The 19,540-nt window shown below is 44.2% G+C and carries 17 protein-coding genes; 5 read left to right on the top strand and 12 right to left on the bottom strand.

Annotation, left to right across the window (positions count from 1 at the left end):
- The first annotated feature begins 25 nt into the window (after positions 1–25).
- From IGK85_RS01795 to IGK85_RS01775, 5 genes are all read left to right on the top strand, one after another.
- Positions 26–1,615: an ABC transporter permease subunit gene (locus tag IGK85_RS01795; protein WP_008376235.1), complete on the top strand. Its 1,590-nt coding sequence runs from the start codon at positions 26–28 to the stop codon at positions 1,613–1,615.
- Positions 1,616–1,626: 11 nt separating this feature from the next.
- Positions 1,627–2,361 carry an amino acid ABC transporter ATP-binding protein gene (locus IGK85_RS01790; RefSeq protein WP_005227196.1) on the top strand — a complete coding sequence of 245 codons (735 nt, stop codon included), beginning with the start codon at positions 1,627–1,629 and terminating at the stop codon, positions 2,359–2,361.
- 204 nt (positions 2,362–2,565) lie between these two features.
- Entirely contained in the window at positions 2,566–3,918 is a 1,353-nt protein-coding gene (gene brnQ, locus IGK85_RS01785) for a branched-chain amino acid transport system II carrier protein (RefSeq protein ID WP_008376239.1), read from the top strand.
- 118 nt (positions 3,919–4,036) lie between these two features.
- Complete coding sequence (locus IGK85_RS01780) at positions 4,037–5,542, top strand: helix-turn-helix domain-containing protein (protein WP_005232342.1); 1,506 nt, start codon at positions 4,037–4,039, stop codon at positions 5,540–5,542.
- 360 nt (positions 5,543–5,902) lie between these two features.
- Positions 5,903–6,262 (top strand): iron chaperone, encoded by a 360-nt coding sequence (locus IGK85_RS01775; RefSeq protein WP_008376242.1) that lies wholly within the window; start codon positions 5,903–5,905, stop codon positions 6,260–6,262.
- Positions 6,263–6,325: 63 nt separating this feature from the next.
- Here IGK85_RS01775 and IGK85_RS01770 read toward each other — a convergent pair whose 3' ends face one another.
- The 12 genes from IGK85_RS01770 to IGK85_RS01715 all read right to left on the bottom strand — a co-directional run bounded on the left by IGK85_RS01770 (position 6,326) and on the right by IGK85_RS01715 (position 19,436).
- Positions 6,326–6,679, bottom strand: coding sequence for a hypothetical protein (locus tag IGK85_RS01770; protein WP_005232346.1), 354 nt, complete (start codon positions 6,677–6,679; stop codon positions 6,326–6,328).
- A gap of 107 nt (positions 6,680–6,786) precedes the next feature.
- Positions 6,787–7,245 carry a low molecular weight protein-tyrosine-phosphatase gene (locus IGK85_RS01765; RefSeq protein WP_005232347.1) on the bottom strand — a complete coding sequence of 153 codons (459 nt, stop codon included), beginning with the start codon at positions 7,243–7,245 and terminating at the stop codon, positions 6,787–6,789.
- A gap of 3 nt (positions 7,246–7,248) precedes the next feature.
- A complete protein-coding gene (locus IGK85_RS01760) occupies positions 7,249–7,818 on the bottom strand; it encodes a TetR/AcrR family transcriptional regulator (RefSeq protein WP_016611448.1) in 570 nt (189 codons plus the stop codon).
- 208 nt (positions 7,819–8,026) lie between these two features.
- The gene (locus tag IGK85_RS01755; RefSeq protein ID WP_008376248.1) at positions 8,027–9,487 is read right to left on the bottom strand and encodes a helix-turn-helix domain-containing protein; all 1,461 of its coding nucleotides are present in this window, start codon (positions 9,485–9,487) and stop codon (positions 8,027–8,029) included.
- Positions 9,465–9,956, bottom strand: coding sequence for a hypothetical protein (locus IGK85_RS01750; protein ID WP_008376250.1), 492 nt, complete (start codon positions 9,954–9,956; stop codon positions 9,465–9,467). Before IGK85_RS01750 ends, IGK85_RS01755 begins: the two co-directional genes overlap by 23 nt.
- A 44-nt stretch (positions 9,957–10,000) precedes the next feature.
- Positions 10,001–10,801 carry a class A sortase gene (locus tag IGK85_RS01745; RefSeq protein ID WP_008376252.1) on the bottom strand — a complete coding sequence of 267 codons (801 nt, stop codon included), beginning with the start codon at positions 10,799–10,801 and terminating at the stop codon, positions 10,001–10,003.
- Positions 10,791–11,873: a DUF916 and DUF3324 domain-containing protein gene (locus tag IGK85_RS01740; protein ID WP_008376254.1), complete on the bottom strand. Its 1,083-nt coding sequence runs from the start codon at positions 11,871–11,873 to the stop codon at positions 10,791–10,793. The genes IGK85_RS01745 and IGK85_RS01740 overlap by 11 nt, the downstream gene beginning before the upstream one ends.
- Before the next feature lie 67 nt (positions 11,874–11,940).
- On the bottom strand, positions 11,941–12,681 hold the full coding sequence (locus IGK85_RS01735) for a WxL domain-containing protein (protein WP_005232357.1): 741 nt from the start codon (positions 12,679–12,681) through the stop codon (positions 11,941–11,943).
- An 11-nt stretch (positions 12,682–12,692) separates the two neighbouring features.
- Positions 12,693–13,493: a WxL domain-containing protein gene (locus IGK85_RS01730; protein ID WP_008376256.1), complete on the bottom strand. Its 801-nt coding sequence runs from the start codon at positions 13,491–13,493 to the stop codon at positions 12,693–12,695.
- Between the two features lie 45 nt (positions 13,494–13,538).
- Positions 13,539–14,252, bottom strand: coding sequence for a WxL domain-containing protein (locus tag IGK85_RS01725; RefSeq protein ID WP_016609549.1), 714 nt, complete (start codon positions 14,250–14,252; stop codon positions 13,539–13,541).
- Positions 14,185–14,553, bottom strand: coding sequence for an LPXTG cell wall anchor domain-containing protein (locus IGK85_RS01720; RefSeq protein WP_008376260.1), 369 nt, complete (start codon positions 14,551–14,553; stop codon positions 14,185–14,187). The genes IGK85_RS01725 and IGK85_RS01720 overlap by 68 nt, the downstream gene beginning before the upstream one ends.
- Positions 14,554–14,567: 14 nt before the next feature.
- Positions 14,568–19,436 carry a hypothetical protein gene (locus IGK85_RS01715; protein ID WP_008376262.1) on the bottom strand — a complete coding sequence of 1,623 codons (4,869 nt, stop codon included), beginning with the start codon at positions 19,434–19,436 and terminating at the stop codon, positions 14,568–14,570.
- Positions 19,437–19,540: the final 104 nt, after the last annotated feature.

The following is a 19,540-nucleotide window of genomic DNA, read 5'->3' as shown; positions in this document are numbered from 1 at the left end:
CAACTCGTGAAAGGAAAGAGAAAAAATGAAAAAAAATAATTGGATCTGGGCAGTCTTCGCCCTCTGTCTAACCCTCATTCAGCTGCCCCTAACCGTGCAAGCGGATGACCAAACACCTGCGGAACAATTCCGTGTCGGTATGGAGGCAGGCTATGCCCCATTTAACTGGACGCAAACGACGGACGCCAATGGTGCCGTGCCGATTTCTGGGGAAGAAGGCTCGGCGTTTGCCGGCGGTTACGATGTCCAGATCGCCAAACGAATCGCTGAAGGCTTAGGCAAAGAATTAGTGATCGTCAAAACTCAATGGGACGGTTTGCCGCCAGCTTTGCAAGCGGGGACTATCGATGCTGTGATCGCTGGTATGTCACCAACTGCCGAACGTCGCGAGCAAATTGATTTTACCGATCCTTACTATGAATCAGATTTGGTGGTAGTGGTTCGTAAAGATGGCGAGTTCGCCGATGCCAAAAGCCTCGCTGATCTTTCGGGGGCAAAAATCACTGCCCAGCTGAATACTTTCCATTATACGGTCATAGATCAAATCCCTGAGGTCCAAAAAGAACAAGCCATGCGGGACTTCTCCTCCATGCGCGTTGCTTTAGCTTCGGGTATCATTGACGGCTACGTCAGCGAACGTCCAGAAGGCGTCACTGCCGTCGGTGCAAATCCTGATTTGAAGATGGTCGAGTTCGATGAAGGCGCCGGTTTTGAAACCAACCCAGAAGACGTCCAAGTAGCAGTCGGAATGCGCAAAGGCGATCCCGATGTTGAAAAAGTCAATGAGATTCTTGCAGGAATTTCTGAAGAAGAACGGGTTTCCCTGATGGATCAAGCAGTCTTAGATCAACCTGCAGATGCCAGCGGAGAAACAGCGGATCAAGGTCTGGTCGCTGATTTTAAAAAAATCATTGATGATTACGGCATGCTCTTTTTACGAGGCGCTGGCTTGACCTTATTCATCGCGATCCTTTCAACGATCATCGGATTGATCATCGGTCTTTTAGTCGGTATCTTCCGGACATTGCCGCTTTCAGAAAATCCAGTAGGACGTTTCTTCCAACGCATCGTCAATGGTTTACTGACCATTTATATCGAAGTTTTCCGCGGCACCCCAATGATGGTTCAAGCAATGGTTATTTTCTACGGAACTGCTCTAGCCTTTGGCGTCTCCATGAATCGCACGCTGGCAGCCGTGCTGATCGTTTCTATCAATACGGGTGCCTACATGTCTGAAATCGTTCGTGGGGGGATTTTTGCTGTAGATGACGGTCAATTTGAAGCAGCTCAAGCCATCGGAATGACCCATTGGCAAACCATGATCAAGGTCGTGTTGCCGCAAGTGATGCGCAACATTTTACCAGCTACCGGGAATGAGATCATTATCAATATCAAAGATACTGCCGTCTTAAGTGTTATCAGTGTTGCAGACCTCTTCTTCCAAGGTACATCAGCCGCTGGAACGAACTTCCAATACTTCCAAACATTTGCGATCATCGGTGTGATCTACTTAGTCTTGACCATCAGTGCCACCCAGATCTTGCGCTTTGTTGAACGCAAAATGGATGGTCCCAGTGCGTATGTCAAATTAGAAGACATCAACCCGAACGAATAAGGAGGAAGAACATGTCAGCAATCATTGAAATTGACCATTTAAAAAAGAGTTTTGGCGACAACGAAGTCTTAAAAGACATCAGTTTGTCTGTTAATAAAGGAGAAGTTGTCACGATCATCGGTTCTTCTGGTTCAGGAAAATCTACACTTCTTCGCTGCATCAACTTATTAGAAAAACCAACCAGTGGGCAAATCATCTACTTAGGTGAAAATGTGCTGGAAAAAGGCTATGACTTGCCGAAATACCGTACGCATCTAGGAATGGTTTTCCAATCCTTTAACCTATTCAACAATATGAATGTATTAGAAAACTGCGTGACGGGCCAAGTCACTGTTTTGAAACGTGATCGCAAAGAAGCAGAAGCGACTGCCAAAGAAAATCTGGAGCAAGTCGGTATGGCTCAATATGCCAATGCCAAGCCTTCCCAGCTTTCAGGTGGACAAAAACAACGGGTAGCCATTGCCCGTGCCTTATCGATGAATCCAGATGTCATGTTGTTTGATGAGCCGACTTCTGCGCTAGATCCAGAAATGGTCGGTGAAGTGTTGAAGACCATGAATACGTTAGCTCATACTGGCTTGACGATGGTGATCGTTACCCACGAAATGGGCTTTGCCAAAGAAGTGTCTGATCGGGTCATCTTTATGGATCAAGGTGTCATTGCCGAACAAGGGACGCCTGAAGATATCTTTATTCATCCAAAAGAGCAACGCACCAAAGAATTCCTTTCCCGTGTGTTGAATTAATTTTCTGTCTTGAAACACTTAGCGGTCTTCTTCCGAGCTTTTTCGTCCTTTTTCAGTAAGCTTGGAAGAATTCAATGCTAAGTGTTTTTTTATTGCAGGAGGAGGAATTGTCAGAATTTATCAAAAAATCACAAAAAACCATTGCTATTTGTTAGAAACTTTGTTATTTTTTTTAAAACTAAGGAATTATAGGAGCTTTCATTTATGGAAAAAAAGTTACAGTTTAAGGATTATATGTATGTTGGATCAATGCTTTTCGGTCTTTTCTTTGGTGCCGGAAATCTGATTTTCCCCGTTCACATGGGACAAGAAGCTGGCGCGAATGTCGGCTTAGCCAACCTTGGCTTTTTAGTTACAGGGATCGGCTTGCCATTTTTAGGGGTCATTGCTATTGGCGTTTCCCAAAGCAGCGGTGTTTTTGAATTAGCTTCTCGGATCAATCGCCGCTATGCAATGATATTTACGATTTTGCTTTATTTAGTGATTGGGCCATTCTTTGCTCTGCCTCGTTTGGCTACTACTTCTTATGAGATCGGGATCGCTCCCCATGTTTCATCAGACATGCAAACTTGGTTATTGGCGTTGTTCTCTGCCCTATTTTTTGGAGCTGCCTGGTGGTTTTCACGCAAACCTAGCAAAATCTTAGATTATGTAGGGAAGTTTCTAAATCCCTTGTTTCTGGTCTTACTAGGAGTTTTGCTCTTTTTTGCCTTTTGGCAACCACTAGGAACCATCAGCGATGCGCCGATCTATCCTAGCTATCAAAGCGATGCTTTCTTTACTGGTTTCACCAACGGCTACAATACTCTCGATGCGCTGGCATCTTTAGCCTTCGGGATCATCATCGTCTCAACGATTCGCAATATGGGGGTTGAGAAACCTGCGACGGTCGCAAAAGACACGATCCTTTCCGGCTCTGTCAGCATCGTGTTGATGGGGATCATCTATACCTTACTTTCTTATATGGGAACCAAAAGTTTAGGCCAGTTTCCCATCAGCGAAAACGGTGGGATCGCTTTGGCACAAATCGCCAACCATTACCTTGGCACTGTCGGCAGTCTGCTATTGGCATTGATCGTCATCTCTGCCTGTTTAAAAACCGCCATTGGTTTAATCACGGCCTTTTCCGAAACCTTTGCTGGATTGTTTCCAAAGCAAAGCTACGGATTCTTTATCGCTTTGACAAGTATCTTACCAGCGATCTTCGCTAATGTCGGCTTGACCAATATCATCGAGTTTTCTATTCCAGTCTTGATGTTTATCTATCCACTGGCGATCACTTTGATTTTGTTGGCGATCATCAGTCCATTATTTAACCATCGTGCCAGTGTCTATCGAATGACGACATACTTCACGTTGATCGCTGCAATCATCGACGGCTTAAATGCAAGTCCTGCAGTGATTACCAACAACGCTTTCGTGCAAGGAATCTTGTCTTTTGCGTCAGATTATCTGCCCTTTTTCCAAATCGGGATGGGGTGGGTCGTACCAGCTGCGATCGGATTTTTGATCGGTTTGCTATGGTCGTGGTTCAAAAAAGACCCTGTTTCAGCCTAAATTAGTTAAAAAGATGAAAATAACCTACCTTTTTTTAAAGGGTAGGCTATTTTTTTGATTAAAAAGACTGACAGTTTCGTAAAAAAAAGATACAATAGAGCCACAAAGGAGGATACCTATGTTTTATGAAGAACTTATGATGGACCCGCAAACATTAATTAAATTTAAAATATTCCGGCGTATGCTGACTCTGCAAAACCCTAGCCACCCAATCGCACAATTGGCAAAGGAAATGGAGTTAAGCTACCAACAAGCTTTTATAGAGTTGACTGAGATCGACCAAGATCTAACTGAGTTAACTCCGGATCATATGTCGATACTCGGTCGTGGCGGTAAATTACAGCCTCAGAATATCGCGGTAACGATCGATGAATACCGCTTCTATTTATTGAATAAAAGCGTTCCGTTCTTATATGTTCTTTACATGCTGAATGAAGACAATCCTACGATCACGGATTTTTGTGCAAAATACGATGTCAGTCGTTCAACGGTGTCTCGCAAATTTGAACATCTAAAAAAACATTTGAAGCAATTTCAGCTTCGCTTTACGTACACTGAATCAAACTTAGTGGGCGATGAGCGTCTTGTGCGGCTCTCCCTATTCAATATCATTTGGTTAGGTACTCGTGGAATAGAATGGCCATTTGCGATCGCTGAGAGTGAGACAGAAAAAATGGTGGATCGATTCACGGAGTATTTCCCAATGACTCATTCTTATCTTGGCCGATTAGAGTTGAAGTATTTCGCCGCCTTGATTCTTTTACGAATCAAAAAAGGGAATTTTGCCAAATACGACAAGCGGTACAATTTCCTGATGAAAAATAATCCATATTTCGATTTTGAGCGTTTGACACAAGTCGTTGATCCTGAAGTTTCAATGACAGACAAACAATTAAAAGGCGAATCAGGGTTTATTTATTTGATGGCGCAAATCTTCCCATTCTACTTGAGTCCTGAAGAAGAAGCTTTGCAACAAACCTTGCAATTCTTTTCAAGCAAACAAAACCCAGTTTATCCGTTAGTCGCAGACTTGTTAGCAGAGATGAAAGCAACCTTCTTTGCTTCACAACCTGGCCTGTTAGACGAGCCATTGGTCGTGGGTAATTTAATCAATGTGACTTTCGGCAACTACGTTTTCCGTCAGCCGTTTCCAAATATCTATCGCTTGCTGACACCCTCGATCAATCGCGGGTCTGCTGAAGAGCAGCTGCAGCAAAAAATCGATGAATTCTTAACGAACTATCGCGAAGAATCAGCGGTGGACTATATCAATGATGAAAACCAAGAGCAGATGGCAACGATGTATACCCACGCCCTGCTGCCGTTTTATGATCAAATCCGTTATTCGAATCGTTTACGGGTAGGGGTTGCGTTAGAAGATAATTTCTTAGTCGTTCAAGGATTGAATCAATTCCTACATGACTTGACCTTCGTAGCAGCAGAACCTTATGATCTAAACCAGCAAGAAAATTATGATGTCATCGTTAGTTCCAATCAGTTGATGAAAAAACTCAAACCAGAAAAAATGAGTTATATTTGGGATTATGCGGCAGACGATCGGCAATACATTGATTTGTATCGTACGTTGAAAAACCGTTTTGATGAAAAGAACCTTTCTCTGTAACCAAACCGTTACGGTTTCTTAAGAACTTCCGAAAAGATTTGTCACAGAATATTCATATTTATCTCGTATACTCTATGTATACCAACAAACAACCCTAACTAACACTTTTTCATTTTTAACTCCTTCCCGTCGGCCACCCACCGACGGGTCTTTTTTTACTTATTTTCGCAGCCAGCAAACTTAAACACTTTCCAATCTTTTCTCCACAAAAAATTCATATTTGGACAGTATAGTATACATAACCCAACAAACAACCCTAACTAACACTTTTCATTTTTACTCCTTGCCTGTCAGCTACCCACTGACAGGCTCCTTTTTTTCTTACGGGGTTTGCCGTATACTAAAGGCAGGAGGTGGCCTATGACAACAGCCATTACGACAGTTGACCAATACATTGCAGCAGCTCCAGCAGAACGACAAGCGATTTTAAGAAAGGTCCGTCAAACCATCAAAGCCGTTTTACCTGAAGCGGTTGAAAAGATCAGTTATCAAATGCCTACTTATCATCAGAGAGAAAATATCGTACATTTTGCCTGCGCCAAACAGCATCTAGGCTTTTATCCCACGCCTTCTGCGATCACGGCCTTCCAAGAGGACTTACAACCATACAAGACCAGTAAAGGGGCGGTCCAGTTTTCTTTTGCACAGCCGATCCCTTACGAACTGATCGCTGTGATGACCGCTTGGCGACTCGCAGAAGTCAAAAACAAGCACGCGTAACTAGCAATTAAAAAACCGCTATGTCTAATGACGCAGCGGTTTTTTTGCTATGCACAGGCTTGTTTACAAGCCGGGTTTTGTATTCAAGGTGCTAACTTTCAGCACATGATGCAGGGGAATAATCCGCAGCTGCTGACGGTCGCTTTGTAATTTCAAGACAACTTGTTCTTTTGCTACCGTTTTGCCGACGATCCAGCCGGTAACGGTTTCAAAACCACCCAATTTCTCTGTTTTTACTTGCAGCACGACCAGATGCTTGGCAGCGGCTGCCTCTTGCAGCGTTCGCCGGATTTCTTTGACTTTCTCAGACTGATTCTTCTTGTCAGCATCATCACTGAAAAAGGTATCCAGCAACGTTGTGGATGTCATCACAATGAGTTTGCCCAATTGTTTGATGGGCGATGGTTTCTTTTCCATTGGACATTCCTTTCTGCGCGTTGCAGCAGTTTCTAAAACCACACATACGTTCGCATTTCCATGGTTCTATTTTAGCAAATTTTTGATAAAATACAAGCGAAAACGCCTTATTTTTCAGAAGAAATAACCTCTAGCCAATAAGGAATCCCCTCTTGCAGCAGTTGATAGGTCTCTTCGAAATCTCCTGTATAATAAGGATCTGGTACTTCCTCAGCCTCTTTGCCAGGAACAACACTCAAATACGAACGGATCTTTGCGGTCGTATCGGCAGGTGCTAGCGCTTGAAGTGTTTCAACATTGTTCGCATCCATGCCGATGATCCAATCAAATGTGGCAAAATCCGCTTCAGTGATCTGCCGTGAAATAAGACCGTCACTAGAGATCCCTGCTTGACGCAGTCTTTTTTTGGTTCCGGGATGAGCAGAATGTCCGACTTCCCATGAGCTGGTCGCTGCCGAATCGATCTGCCAATCCAACTTGTGTTTTGCTATTTCTGCTTTATAAATAGCTTCTGCCATGGGGGAACGGCAAATATTACCTAAACAAACAAATAAAACTTTCGTCATCGCTTACTGCTCCTCTTTTTCATAGATTTGGTAGCCAAAAAATTCCACATCCTTCGCCAAACGAAACAATTGCGTCGCAATCTCTAATGGGGTCTCTGGAAAGTCGTTGTGAATCCAATTTTCCAAAATGCCTCCGCAGCCGTAGGAAAAGAATCGGCTATAAAATAGAATGTCTTGTTTCGTCAATTGCTGCTCTTGATCGACCTCCAAGAACAAGCGCTGAAAAAGCGGTTCTGTGATCTGTAAAAAACCGTTCATTAAGATCTCGCGGTCATAAGCCAGTGATTTGCGGTAAAAGGCCGGCGCTTGTTTCATTGCTTTCAGCATGCGCAAGGCGGCTTCTTCCCAGTTATCAAGGGAGACATCTTCTGTCGTCAAAAAAATCAGGGCATCTTGCCGATAGATCCATTGGATCAAAGCTTTTTTATCAGGAAAATGGTAGTAAAACGTCTGCCGATTGACTTGCGCCTTTTCGGCGATCTCCTGTACGCTGATTTTATTCACTTCTTTGGTCTCACAAAGGGTGATCAATGTCTGGCCAATCACAGCCTTCGTTTGTTTCCCATCCATCATAGGGCACCTCTTTTTCTTCTCTTTCTATCATACCAAATTTTCTACTAAAAAAAAATCCTATCAAATGGTCCTTTTTCACAGACCTTATCCGAACACTTCATCAGGGCAATAGATCCCTGTGTGCTTTTTGCATATGGTAGATTTCTGCAAAAAACGCCTGCCTTCATTTGAGGCAGACGCTGCTTTCGATAGTTAAACGGCAAGATGCTCACTGTGCCGTTTTGGTTTGAAATTGTTCTCTGCGAATCACGCTGATTTTTTCAGTAAAATTGGCCCAATCGATGGGTCTAGGTGGTGCTAGCCATAAAATATGGTCGATCCCCAACGCACCATAAAATGGCAGGTTTGAAAGAATCAGGTGCGTATGATCATCTGGGTAACTCTGGAATTGCACATTCAAATCGAGAATTTTTTCAATATTCTTTTTGATCATCTGGTTGTAGGAATCACCAAACGAAAAATCAACACAGACATATAAAGGAACCAAAATCTCTTTTAGTGGAATCGTAGAAACTAATAAAATTAGGTATCTAAAAAACAAAAACTCTTTATTGTTCCATAAGATCGGTCGATTACGACTTTCTTCCAGATAGTTGCGGCAAAAGGCAGCATATTCAGGATACGTCTCAAGAAAATACGTGACATCCATGTATTGGTACTCATAGCGAGAACTAAAAGAAAACGACAGGAGCTGGTAATGAATCGTAGTCGTTTCGGCATGAAGCAGTGCCAACGTGTCCGTGGCTAGCGAAAACTGCTGTTGGACTGCCTGAATAAACTGCTCGTTTAATTGTTGGATATAGGTTTGTTCTTGGTCGATGTAGCTATTGTTGTCGATCAACCAGCCTTCAACGATCAAGAAGCGCAAAATATCTCGTGCCTCACGTTCTAGGACTTCTTGATCGGTGATCGTCAAGATCTCTTGTAACCAGCGCTTCAATTCTTCAATAATCACTAAATGTTTGGGTAAGACTAAATCATTTTCCACATTGTTTTGCATGTAATGTCCTTTAGACATCCGCGCTAAAACAATGCCTAGATAATGTTTCTTGCGAATCCGCATGCGGGCAGACTGTTCTGGATTCAGCCAAGTACTTTCATTGAATCGATCAAACGTCTTTTCTTTGTCCAAGATACCTTTTGGGAAAGGGGAATGGTTCAAATAATATTCCTTCATAAAAAAGAGAAAAATAAACTCCCGAATCTCACTTTCTTCACCAACCAGCTGAAACTCTTTCGTCACTTCAATGTCGTATTCTTTCAAGATCAGTTTGAATTGTTTAAATTCTTTATAGACGGGATTATGACTTAGATAGTGATTGGTAGCAAATTCGTATAAAGAAGACAATTGCTCAAAAAAGCATTCTTTCAACATAGAAAATTTTAACGCTTGATCTAGATAATAGGTCAGTAGTGTGTCAGAAGTTGCCAGCCCGGAGGCATTCAATTTAATGACCGTCCCATCGGTCACGATCTCAAATTCCTCATTCAATCCTAGTTCATAAAAATCAAGATTCAATTCTTGAACGGTTTTGTTGATCAGAAATTCCGACATGGTCAATTGATCCATCAATGTTTCCTTCGTTTCAGAAAGAGCGACTGCGTTTTCCAAATATTGTAGCATCATCAATTTTCGTTTGTCCGCCTTATTCAAAAATGTCACAAACATGCGTTTTCAAGCCTCCGTTATTTTTTTGGCCATAAAGAACGTTTCCTGAAAATAAATAGCATAAGCTGGCAAGATACGAAGGTTTGTCATCCCCGTCACCATCCGTATTATTTCCCGGCAGTGCTAAATCGACAGCCAAACGATCCGACGCAAAAACATCTTCCAACATGACTCGTTGTGCTAAGTGCTTCTGTTTTTCCAAAAAACTGCTTTCTGGAAATGCGGATTGTTCCTGTTCTTTTTTCGGAACAGGTTCCGGTTCAGGAGCCGGTGATTCTTTGGATTCTTCCTTTTCTGCAGGCGGTTCATCTGCTTTCTCCGTAATTTCTTCTGGCGGATCCTTTGGGACGATTTCTTCTGAGGGGTCTAGCGGATTATAGATAGTCGCAAAAACAACTTGTTCTGTGACAAGATCGATCATTCCAATAATCATGCAGGCACCAATGACAAAACCAAATCTGCGTTTCATTTCTTCACCCTCCTTATCAACAGAGCTTCTTTTTGATGCTCTTTCTACGGCGCTGAACGTTTCAACAGTTTGTGAACGCCAAGCAGACATCCACTAATTATAAATAAAATAACAAATAAAAGAAACCAATTTTTTTTAGATTGTTGTCTCCATAACATTTCTTGTTTTTTAGCCATCACTCTCGCGCCTTGTGACGTACTGCCCATGGTCGCTGTGTTTTGCGACTGTCCGGCAGTTGCTTGCTCAACAGGAATCGCTGTCAGCACGTAGCGTTCTTCTGTTCGAGTAGGTGTGGGACAAGTAATCAATGTCAACTTTGGTGTCTGGTCATCTGTTAGAACCGACAAGTCGGATTCATCTACGACTTTTTTATCGATAATAATATACTGCTGGCGTTCCTCGAGGTAGGTTACGGACACTTCCATCCCCACCTGTGCTTCTAGCAATTGACCAAATAACAAACTTTGTCTACCGAGATGATGCCCTAAAACGACAAAATTGTTATTTTTTAACAAACGTTCCGGAAACATCACGACACCGCCTTTCAGCAGCTGCTGATTGGTTAGCCCCACCAATAGTGGCTGCTGGAACTCGATCGCTTCAATTGCAACAAAGCCGTACCCGGTGATCGTTGCCGACTGCGGAGCCAATACATCCCCTAGAGCCGGCATTTGAATCGTTTCTTCTTCTGGAATCGTTGTCGGCAGCTGGGTCGCTATCGTCAATTCGCTTGTGCGTAATTGCCAACTGACGATGCTTTCTTTTAAAAAAGGAAGTGCCAACAAGAGGATACCTGCGATGATCAAGCCATCGATCAAGTATTTCTCAAGGTGCTCACGCTTCATCCGTTTCATTTTTTTTCTTTCGTCGGTACCATAAAAGCAGCAGTAAGGCGAGCAGCAGCAACAGACCGCCGATCAAGAAGTAAAGCCACGTGTAATCTGTTTCGATCGTCACATCTTTCTTATTAAGATCACGAGCGACATCTCCCGTCACTGTGAATTCTTTTTCGAAGCTCCATTTATAGAGATAGCTTTCTTCCTCGCCTTCTTCATTCTCCACTTTGTATTGTCCTTCATCGCTTTTCCCACCGTAGGCCACGGAAGTCAACACATAGGTCCCTGCTTCTAAACGTTGTCCTTCCAAGGAAATTGGGTACGAGAAGTTTGAATTAGGTGCCATTTGCATTCGTGAGGTATCTGAAGCATACAAGACGTCACTATCACCTTTCTTCCTCACTTCATTGATCAACCGCAAGGAATTTAAGTAAGCTGCTTCAGGATTTTGCAACGTAACATTGATGGTATTGCGGGCGTTGACTTGTCCCGGTCCAACATCCAGCAGTTTTAGATCCGGCGTGACTTCTGTTGTATTTTGACGGAGTAAAATCGCAACGACATAGGCATACTCATTCTTGATGGCTAACCCTTGGTCTTCTTCACTGTCAGCAGTATCGGTTTCCGCTGTCGTTTCTTTCAAGGTCAAACCACCGGCAATAACCCCTTCAAACGGTTCTGAGGGCATACTGATCTTTAAGGGTAAGGTGATTTGGGATTGTTTCGGGATCGTGATCTCTTCCTCCACTTCAATCAAATCAGCCATATCATAAGGCAAGGTTTCGTCCGCTTCGATGTCGTTTTCGCCATATTCCACGACCCCGTTTAGATTCGTGGTAGCTGAAGCGATCACTGGCGCGATGACGACCTCTTGATCGGTGTCATTGCGCAATTGGACTTCTACAGTTTGAACCGCTCCCGGCTCCATTTTTAAGTCAAAATAAGTCTTTTCTTTATCGATTTGATTCTCTGGAATCACTGGATTGACGGCAAAGTTAAATTCAGAAGCGGTTCCTATGGTTGGTACAAAAAAGAAAATACTTGCGAATAGGAGCGCCAAAAGCTGTTTGATTTTTTTCATGATGGATGTCCCTTCTTTCTATGTATTCTCCTTGAACCCTTTCGAGGTTCAAGGAGAAAGCTGGTACTTATGGGTTGGTTGGTGTGTCTGTTAGTAACCAAGTAAATGTGGTGTTGTATTGGCTGGCATATTTCGTCGTTGAGCCTGGAACTTCCAACTCAATGCTATCCATGGCTGCAGCTAAACTATCGCCCCAGCTCATTAAATAGGTCCCTGCCCCTTCGCCATCTTGGGCACTCATCACTAAGGATTGGGCACCATTTGGATTCAATGTGATCGTTGCGCTCACATTTGATGGTTTTGGTGACAATGAAGGAGTTACCACAGTTCCCTTCGTCAAACGAATTTGCGCAGCAGTCAATTCTTGATCTTCCGCTGTTTTGAACTGACCATTTTGGCGAACATTCAATGTCCAACCGCTCTCTGTTCCCCGATTGTCTGTCACTTGGACAAAATTCGGTCCTTCTTGATTATCACCAACTGAATCCACATATTTTTGAGTTTCCGCATGGTAGATCTCTGTTTTTGAGGTGATTTTTTGTGTGCCAAAGTAAAGGCTTGAAGCAAAATCAATCGATAGCGGTCCGTTCGTTCCCGGATTTGGTCCATCTGGGTCCGTTGGATCCACTGGTTTGATTGGATTTTCTGGATCTGGATCCGTTGGGCTGATTGGATTAGTTGGATCCGTATTTGGTTCAAAGGTGATTTGTCCATTTGAGTTGTATTCTGCACTGTCCGCTGCTTGTGCCAGCACTGGTGCTGCTAGGCTTAAGCCTAATACTGAGAGAAATGCTAGTGTTTTTTTCATGTCTATACTCCTTATCCTTCCGTTCCTGGTGTATCTGATAATACCCAAGTCAATGTAGTCGTGTAGCTAACGGCATCTTTTGGGGTGCTGCCTGGTACAGAAAGTGCGACTGCTTTGGTAATATCGGCTTGTACTTCTTGATCATCTTTGTCTATTTCAGTGATCGACTCAACGCTTCCCCAAGCATTGACCCATGTCCCAGCACCTGTTTGATTTGCTGCGGTCATCACCACTGATTCAGCACCGGCTGCATCCAACGTGATCGTTGCTTCTGCCACTGGAGCAGTGACGCCAATCGCATTTGATTTAACGGCAGGGCTTGTTAGGGTGATGACAGAACCAGTCAATTCTTGATTCAACGTCGATTCATTTTTAAATTGTCCATTTTGCTTCACAGACAACCGCCAACCGGCATTACTACCGCGATTATCAGTTACTTGGACATAATTGGCAGTTTTTAATGTAGAAGCTGTGCCATCGTCATTCAAGTACCCTTGTGCTCGTGCATAATAAACTTCGTTTTTATTGGAGATTTTATTGACACCAAAATCTAAGCTAGAGGCATAATCGATCGATAACGGGCCATTTGTTCCAGGATTTGGTCCATCGGGATCGGTTGGATCCACAGGATTGACCGGGTTTTCTGGATCTGGGTTTTCTGGATTGACTGGGTTCGTCGGATCGGTATTTGGAATAAAATCAACCGCCCCATTTGAGGTGTAAGAAGCCGCTTCGGCTGCTGAAACCTCGGTTGCTGCACTCGCTGCTGCCAATACGGCAAGACTTAAAAAGACCCATGCTGTTTTTTTCATTTCTATTTGACACTCCTTTATCTTTTTTACTGAAAATCAGTGATTTTAATTGCTTTCAGGGACATTCTTTAAATTCCAAGTCAATGTCGTCCGATACTCTTTGGCTAATTTTACGGAACTGCCTGGTACGTTTAATTTTACTGCCGTTGACCCTTCCGTTGCATCGTTCCCAAACTTGTAAATCCAAGTTCCCATTCCTTTTCCGACAGGTGCATTGACCAAGGTGATTTCACTATCGGGTACAAAGGTATGACTTGCAGTAACTGTTGGTGCATACTGCATATCGGTGACTGAAGTTGCTGCACCTGAGGCGATCGATAATGAAGCGCCGACTAGCTCTTCGTCATCAGCCGTTTTGAATTGTCCGTTTTGCACAACACTCAATGACCAACCTTCTTGCGTTCCTCGTTTATCTGTTACTTGCACATAGTTTGGTCCAGCAGCGCCAGCTGTGAACTCTTGCAGCTGTGCGTAATAATCTTTTGTTTCAGAAGTAATCAGTTGGTTGCCAAATTGAAAACTTGAAGCAAAATCAATCGATAATGGTCCAGCTGTTCCAGGATTTGGTCCATCTGGATCGGTTGGATCGACGGGATCCACTGGTTTTTCTGGATCGGTCGGATCAACTGGATTGGTTGGATTCGGGTCCGCTTCAAAAGTGATTGCTCCATTTGAAGTGTATTCAGCGGCATTAACGGTTGTTGGTAACAGAGCAGTGCTCATCAATAGAATGCCTGCCGTCAAGAAAAGTTTTTTCATTTTTTGTTCTCCTTTTGATTAAAATGATTCCTGCTGCCAACAAAACGACAAGACCACTGCTTTGATAGCTATTGAAGTGATCTGATCCTGTTGCCGGCAGAATATTGTTGCCTTTTTGATTAACTTGTTTATTCCCTGGCTGTTCTTTTACGGGCTCTTCTGGCTCCTCAACTGGTTCTTCATAGACGCCGAAAAAGGAAGTAATGCCATTGCTGTCATAAGCACCTGCTTCGGCTGCTGAAACGAGCTGAGGAAATATTAATAGACAGCCAGCAATAATACCGATCATGATTTTTTTCATTTGTTTTCCTGCCTTTATGGGTTGCCAGGTGCCGAAACCAGCTGCCAGCTCAGGGTTCCTTGATAGTCCCCAACTTTTTGCTGTTCGACTGGAACGGTAAGCTTGATTCCTTCATTCTGACTTTCGCCCCAGTGCTGATTCACGACGTATGTGCCATTTTCTGTCAATTCCGTTTCCTCGATGATCATTTCCCCACTGGTTATCATCTGTTCTTGACCGTTTGTCACAAAGCGGAAGACATCGGTTAATTGATCTGTCCCATCCGTTAATGGCTGTTGCTCTTTGACCGTCAAGCGCCATGGACTCCGTTCGGACCCTCTCGTATCTTTCACCGCTAGCTCACCTGTGATCGTTGGCCAATAATCTTGTGTTTCTGTGGCAACTTTCTGCTGCCCAAAATCAAAGTCTGTTGGCACACTGCTTAAAATAAGCTCGCCGGCAACTGCGACATTGACGACTTTTTCTGCCCGTTGACTGCCTGCTTCATAATGGTAAGCCGTTGATACATTTTTCAACAGCTCATCTTCCGTTGCTTGCTGGATCGCGGCAAAAGCTTGCGGATCGACAGTCGGTGGTATATTTGCCCGATTATCTGCAAAAATCGTGGTTGCTTGGGTATAGTCTGCCAAAGCGGCTTCATCTGTCAGCGCCGTTGCTTCTGGTAAGTTCAAACGGACATCTTTTGCATAGACGGCAAATTGCCGATCAGCAGAAATGACACTTTCATTTTTGACCACCACCAGATTCACGGTAGTTTCTTCCTGATTCTGATCGTTTTCCCCTACTGAAAAAGTGATCGCTTGTTTGCGGTAGACCGCTGTTTCTAACGGTTCTTGAATCGCAGCTAAGACCTCATCTGTCAGCGTATCCTTAAAGAAAGGACGCCCGCTGGCTTCGAGATAAGTCACGGCTTGTTCTTTGGTCAGCGATTGTGCCTCTTGCTCTGTAAGGATCACATTGCGGGCTTGGACTTCCGCCTTATTTGAGTAGCGGACACTAATATCGTAACTATACTCCCCATCAGGACTCGTCCAGTCAACTGGCTCTGAATCTGGTTGTTCCGTCAACTGCTGATCCGTGCTATCCAGCTTGCTGGATTTGATTTGCCCCGCATAGACCCATGAACCGGACGTTTGGGTTTCTGGTGTAAACGTCAATGTTGGCAATTCCGTTACCGTGTAGGGAATCAATAAACGCCCTTTTTGCACCTGTGTCCCCGCCTGCTCAGTTCCCCATGCTTGCAAGGTCAGCGGCGTATTGTTCTCTTTGACTGCCGTTACATTGTGACTAATGGCGCCAATCCCGTTAGCGACTCCCGGTGTTTCGACTTCGTAGTTAATGATCGAACCTGGTATCGCAATACCGTACCCGTTGGCTGCATTGGTCACATCGTTGTCCCCGATGAAGGTTTTCCCAGTCGCTTTTTCGATCCCGCTGAAGTTGATTGGCGTGATCGCTGCAGCATTAGCAGCAGTTGGATTTATAGTCAGTACTTGATAGGCACTAACCGCTCCAAACCACGTCCCTTGACTGTTGACTCGAGAACCTGCATCATTGGTCGTCGTTTTCAGCCACGTTAAATGATCTTTGTCCGTATCTGGTGTTGCGAAATCTGAAAGATTGATTCGCCCCGTTCCCGGCGGTGACTCAATCGTCCCTTTGTCTTCCACCGTTAACTTCGCGCCTGAAATCAAATTCGTTGCAGAAGAAATACCGATACCGGCATCCTTGGAAAGATGGATGTCACCGAACTGATGATAGGTCGTTGCGTGATTGACAGCAGTGGCTGAACGGCCATTTTTGATGTCTCCCCCATTGGCCATTAGCTTGATGCCGTTTGTCACATTCAATTCGGTAAAGTTGACGATTCCCAGACCCGTCACAGCGATTGGATCAGTTTGATAAGAAGCTGTCCCATCGACATTTTCACCAAAGCTCATCTTCACTTGATTGCTGCTGTTGGCTACGATCGTGTTCGTAAAGTTGTCTGACGCATTTCCGCCTGAAATCCCATTGATACTTTTGGCTCCTTGAACCCGCATTTCGACATCTCTTAAAATTTGGCTGGAAGAAATATTGGAATAGTACGTGGTGTATAAATTCCCGATACTTGATCCTTCTGCCTGGATATTCATATAAATTTTGCCGCTTCTTGTATTGCTAGCAGTCCGTCCACCATCGCCATAGATCGTTGCACCATTCAGTGCATCTGAGCCCGGCTTTGTGTATATGTTCAATGTAATCGTATTGGAGCTGTCGGTCCCAACGATATTCGTACTGTTAAACGGATTACCTCCTGAGATATTCGTTCCTGAAGGAAGGGCAAACTCACCATCGTAATCTCTCAAATCCAATGTCAAACTAGCATTTCCTAATAACCGTCCATTGTTCGTAACACCGCCTGAAAAACCATTAGACCCTGTACGCGGGGTGCCTGAGAAGTTCCCGCCAAACACTCGATTATCTGAGTTTCCGTTAATAGTGTGGGAAGAAGCGACACCATAAGAGGCACCGAGTGAAGCATTGATCACCCCATCATAAACCGTTACTGCGACATTGCCGGTCACTAATAAGTCATCCCAGCCGCCACCAGATAAAAACCAGTCTACTTGCCCATTATTTACTGTCGTTCGTCCATCTCCGTAAACGCGGCGTCCAGTATACCCTGTTCCTTCTAGCGTATCGACGATCCCCGAATTCAAAGTATTGGAAGAATTCCCCTCAATGACACCTGAGAAGGAGCCACCGTAGGTCCAGCGAGCAACCGTGTTATTTAAGATCGTTTTGGTATTTCCTTTAATATAGATATCCCAAGCCGTACCAGGATAACCACCGCCACCAACGATGTCCCAACCAGAGGCGTTTCCTCTTGTTTTGTTGGTTGTTGAGTAATCTAGATTCGTTGGTCTGGTTCCTGTGTAAGCAATCCCATCTCCACCAGGACTACCATCCGAAGTGATCGTGCCAACTTCAATCGTCGTATTTCCTTCAACATAGCCGCCTCGACCAGCTGCCGTCGAATAAATCGCACCATTTGAAAAGGAACCACTGACTAGATGAGAAGTGATATCGCCATAAACTTTAAAACTTGCCGCTGCTTCTGCCAGTGCTGCTCGTTGTTCCGGGGTATAATTGTCATACGTCGTCGTATTCGAAGCCCCCATTGAACTTTGAGTCAAGGTACTAACGTTGTTTCCCCCGCCGCCGTTAAAATCACCAATCCCCCCGACGCTGGCACTCGGTCCTGCTTTCACGGTGTTGACGATGTTCCCTGTGATGGTACCAGTATTCCGATTGCCACCTTCAAATTCACTACGTCCAGTGGAATAACTGCTAGCATCTAGGTTAGTCACGATGGCATCCTTAGAACGATCAGAGCCGATGTTGCCATAAAATGAACCCCCTATGAAACGATTGGCTGTGCCTGACCAACCGCCTGCACCAGAGATCGTACTGCGGATTGTACCACCGATATTTCCATATTGAACGCCACCAGTAAAAGCACTTAAGCGAAAGCTTGTATTGGTCGTCTGGATCGTCGTTTCAACATTTCCTGTCACATTGGCTGTATTGGAAGCATTTGTTCCAAGACCACCGCCATAATAACTGCCTAATGTCCCATTCAAGCGATTGATTGCAACATTCGTGTTCCCATCAATCGTACCAATATTGGCACCTCCTGCAATCGTACTGATGCCGCCCACCGTATTATTTACGACAATCGCTGTATTCCCAGTCAATGTACCACCGCTTTGATTCCCACCATAGATGTTCCAAGTTCCAGAGCCTGTCGCATTTACAGTGATCGTCGGATTTCCAGTAAGGTCGCCATTGTTGCTTCCCCCATAAATAGAAAGGCCATTGCCGGTGGAACCACCGTTCAAGGAAAGACTATGCCCATTCATGTACATTCTCGTCCCCGTATAGTTGAGGTTTCGAATCACTACATCAGAACCGAAGTAGATGTCCGTGCCAAGTGCAACTGTTCGACTACCAGAAGTCAACGTTGTCGCATCTGTGATGGGATCATCGCCATGACCTGTGATGATCAAGCGGCTGACTTTTCCTTGTAGTGCATAGAAAGTCATGTTGGTATTATCAATTGTGGCTGGAATCGTCTTTGAAGTCAGATTCGTTGGCAGTGACAACGATCCACCCGAACCAACATACAAAGCAAATTCTTGGCCATTGCCGTTTTGATACATATCGAACAACGCTTGACGAATCCCTTCAGCACTATTGGTGTATTCTGCATATGCTGAATCATCTCCAGCTGGACTTGGTACAGCGATCACTTTCGTTTTATCGGCTTCTGCAATGATCTCTTTGATCGATTGTTCTGCCAACGAGATGTCCGCCGCTCTTGCCTTAACAGTCGGTTTAAAAACAGCGGTCAAGGTTTGATTCTCCGTGAGAATCAATTCGGTCAGCGCTTGACTTGTATAGACCGTACCATCTAACGACCAACCTTCAAAAGCAGTATCATCTTCAAAAACTGGTAAATCACTTTCTTTTAGTGCTTCCCCTTTGTTTTTGCTGATCTGAGTGCGGGTTTCCCCGTTAGCAAATACATGCTCCGTGTCTGTCAGAAAGGTCACCTGTACTTCTTCTGCAGCTTCCGATGAAGCTTCTGTTTCAGCTGAAGCTGTGTCAGTGGCTCCTGTAGATGAATCTGTCGAAGCAGGTTCGCTAGATGCTTGCACTTCAGTTTCGTTCGTCTCTTCCAGACTGTCGATCGATGAAACGACAGGGTCAGAAGAAGACATACTTTGTTCTTCACTTGTTTTTGTAACACTTTCGGCTTGTGCCACTACCATTGCATATGAAAAACACGGACCTGATGTTAGTAGAAAAACAAGTAAAGTTGTTAAAAACCGTTTCACTTTATCCCTCCTATCTTAAAAAAATAAACGTATCGCGCAGTGCACGCCCTGTGTTACAACTCTTAGTTTAGCGAGTTGACGAAAGAGAATTATAATTCTTTTTT

Origin of the sequence: Enterococcus sp. AZ015 (assembly GCF_050499225.1) — a bacterium.
In the GTDB taxonomy this organism is placed as follows: Bacteria; Bacillota; Bacilli; order Lactobacillales; family Enterococcaceae; genus Enterococcus_D; species Enterococcus_D entomosocium.
Note: the sequence above shows the minus strand (reverse complement) of the source record. Positions and strands in the feature narration are given on the sequence as shown.

Excerpts from the sequence above, each read along its gene's own strand:
- IGK85_RS01795 (WP_008376235.1), top strand. The coding sequence starts at position 26 with ATGAAAAAAAATAATTGGATCTGGGCAGTCTTCGCCCTCTGTCTAACC.
- IGK85_RS01790 (WP_005227196.1), top strand. The coding sequence starts at position 1,627 with ATGTCAGCAATCATTGAAATTGACCATTTAAAAAAGAGTTTTGGCGAC.
- brnQ (WP_008376239.1), top strand. The coding sequence starts at position 2,566 with ATGGAAAAAAAGTTACAGTTTAAGGATTATATGTATGTTGGATCAATG.
- IGK85_RS01780 (WP_005232342.1), top strand. The coding sequence starts at position 4,037 with ATGTTTTATGAAGAACTTATGATGGACCCGCAAACATTAATTAAATTT.
- IGK85_RS01775 (WP_008376242.1), top strand. The coding sequence starts at position 5,903 with ATGACAACAGCCATTACGACAGTTGACCAATACATTGCAGCAGCTCCA.
- IGK85_RS01770 (WP_005232346.1), bottom strand. The coding sequence starts at position 6,679 with ATGGAAAAGAAACCATCGCCCATCAAACAATTGGGCAAACTCATTGTG.
- IGK85_RS01765 (WP_005232347.1), bottom strand. The coding sequence starts at position 7,245 with ATGACGAAAGTTTTATTTGTTTGTTTAGGTAATATTTGCCGTTCCCCC.
- IGK85_RS01760 (WP_016611448.1), bottom strand. The coding sequence starts at position 7,818 with ATGATGGATGGGAAACAAACGAAGGCTGTGATTGGCCAGACATTGATC.
- IGK85_RS01755 (WP_008376248.1), bottom strand. The coding sequence starts at position 9,487 with ATGTTTGTGACATTTTTGAATAAGGCGGACAAACGAAAATTGATGATG.
- IGK85_RS01750 (WP_008376250.1), bottom strand. The coding sequence starts at position 9,956 with ATGAAACGCAGATTTGGTTTTGTCATTGGTGCCTGCATGATTATTGGA.
- IGK85_RS01745 (WP_008376252.1), bottom strand. The coding sequence starts at position 10,801 with ATGAAGCGTGAGCACCTTGAGAAATACTTGATCGATGGCTTGATCATC.
- IGK85_RS01740 (WP_008376254.1), bottom strand. The coding sequence starts at position 11,873 with ATGAAAAAAATCAAACAGCTTTTGGCGCTCCTATTCGCAAGTATTTTC.
- IGK85_RS01735 (WP_005232357.1), bottom strand. The coding sequence starts at position 12,681 with ATGAAAAAAACACTAGCATTTCTCTCAGTATTAGGCTTAAGCCTAGCA.
- IGK85_RS01730 (WP_008376256.1), bottom strand. The coding sequence starts at position 13,493 with ATGAAAAAAACAGCATGGGTCTTTTTAAGTCTTGCCGTATTGGCAGCA.
- IGK85_RS01725 (WP_016609549.1), bottom strand. The coding sequence starts at position 14,252 with ATGAAAAAACTTTTCTTGACGGCAGGCATTCTATTGATGAGCACTGCT.
- IGK85_RS01720 (WP_008376260.1), bottom strand. The coding sequence starts at position 14,553 with ATGAAAAAAATCATGATCGGTATTATTGCTGGCTGTCTATTAATATTT.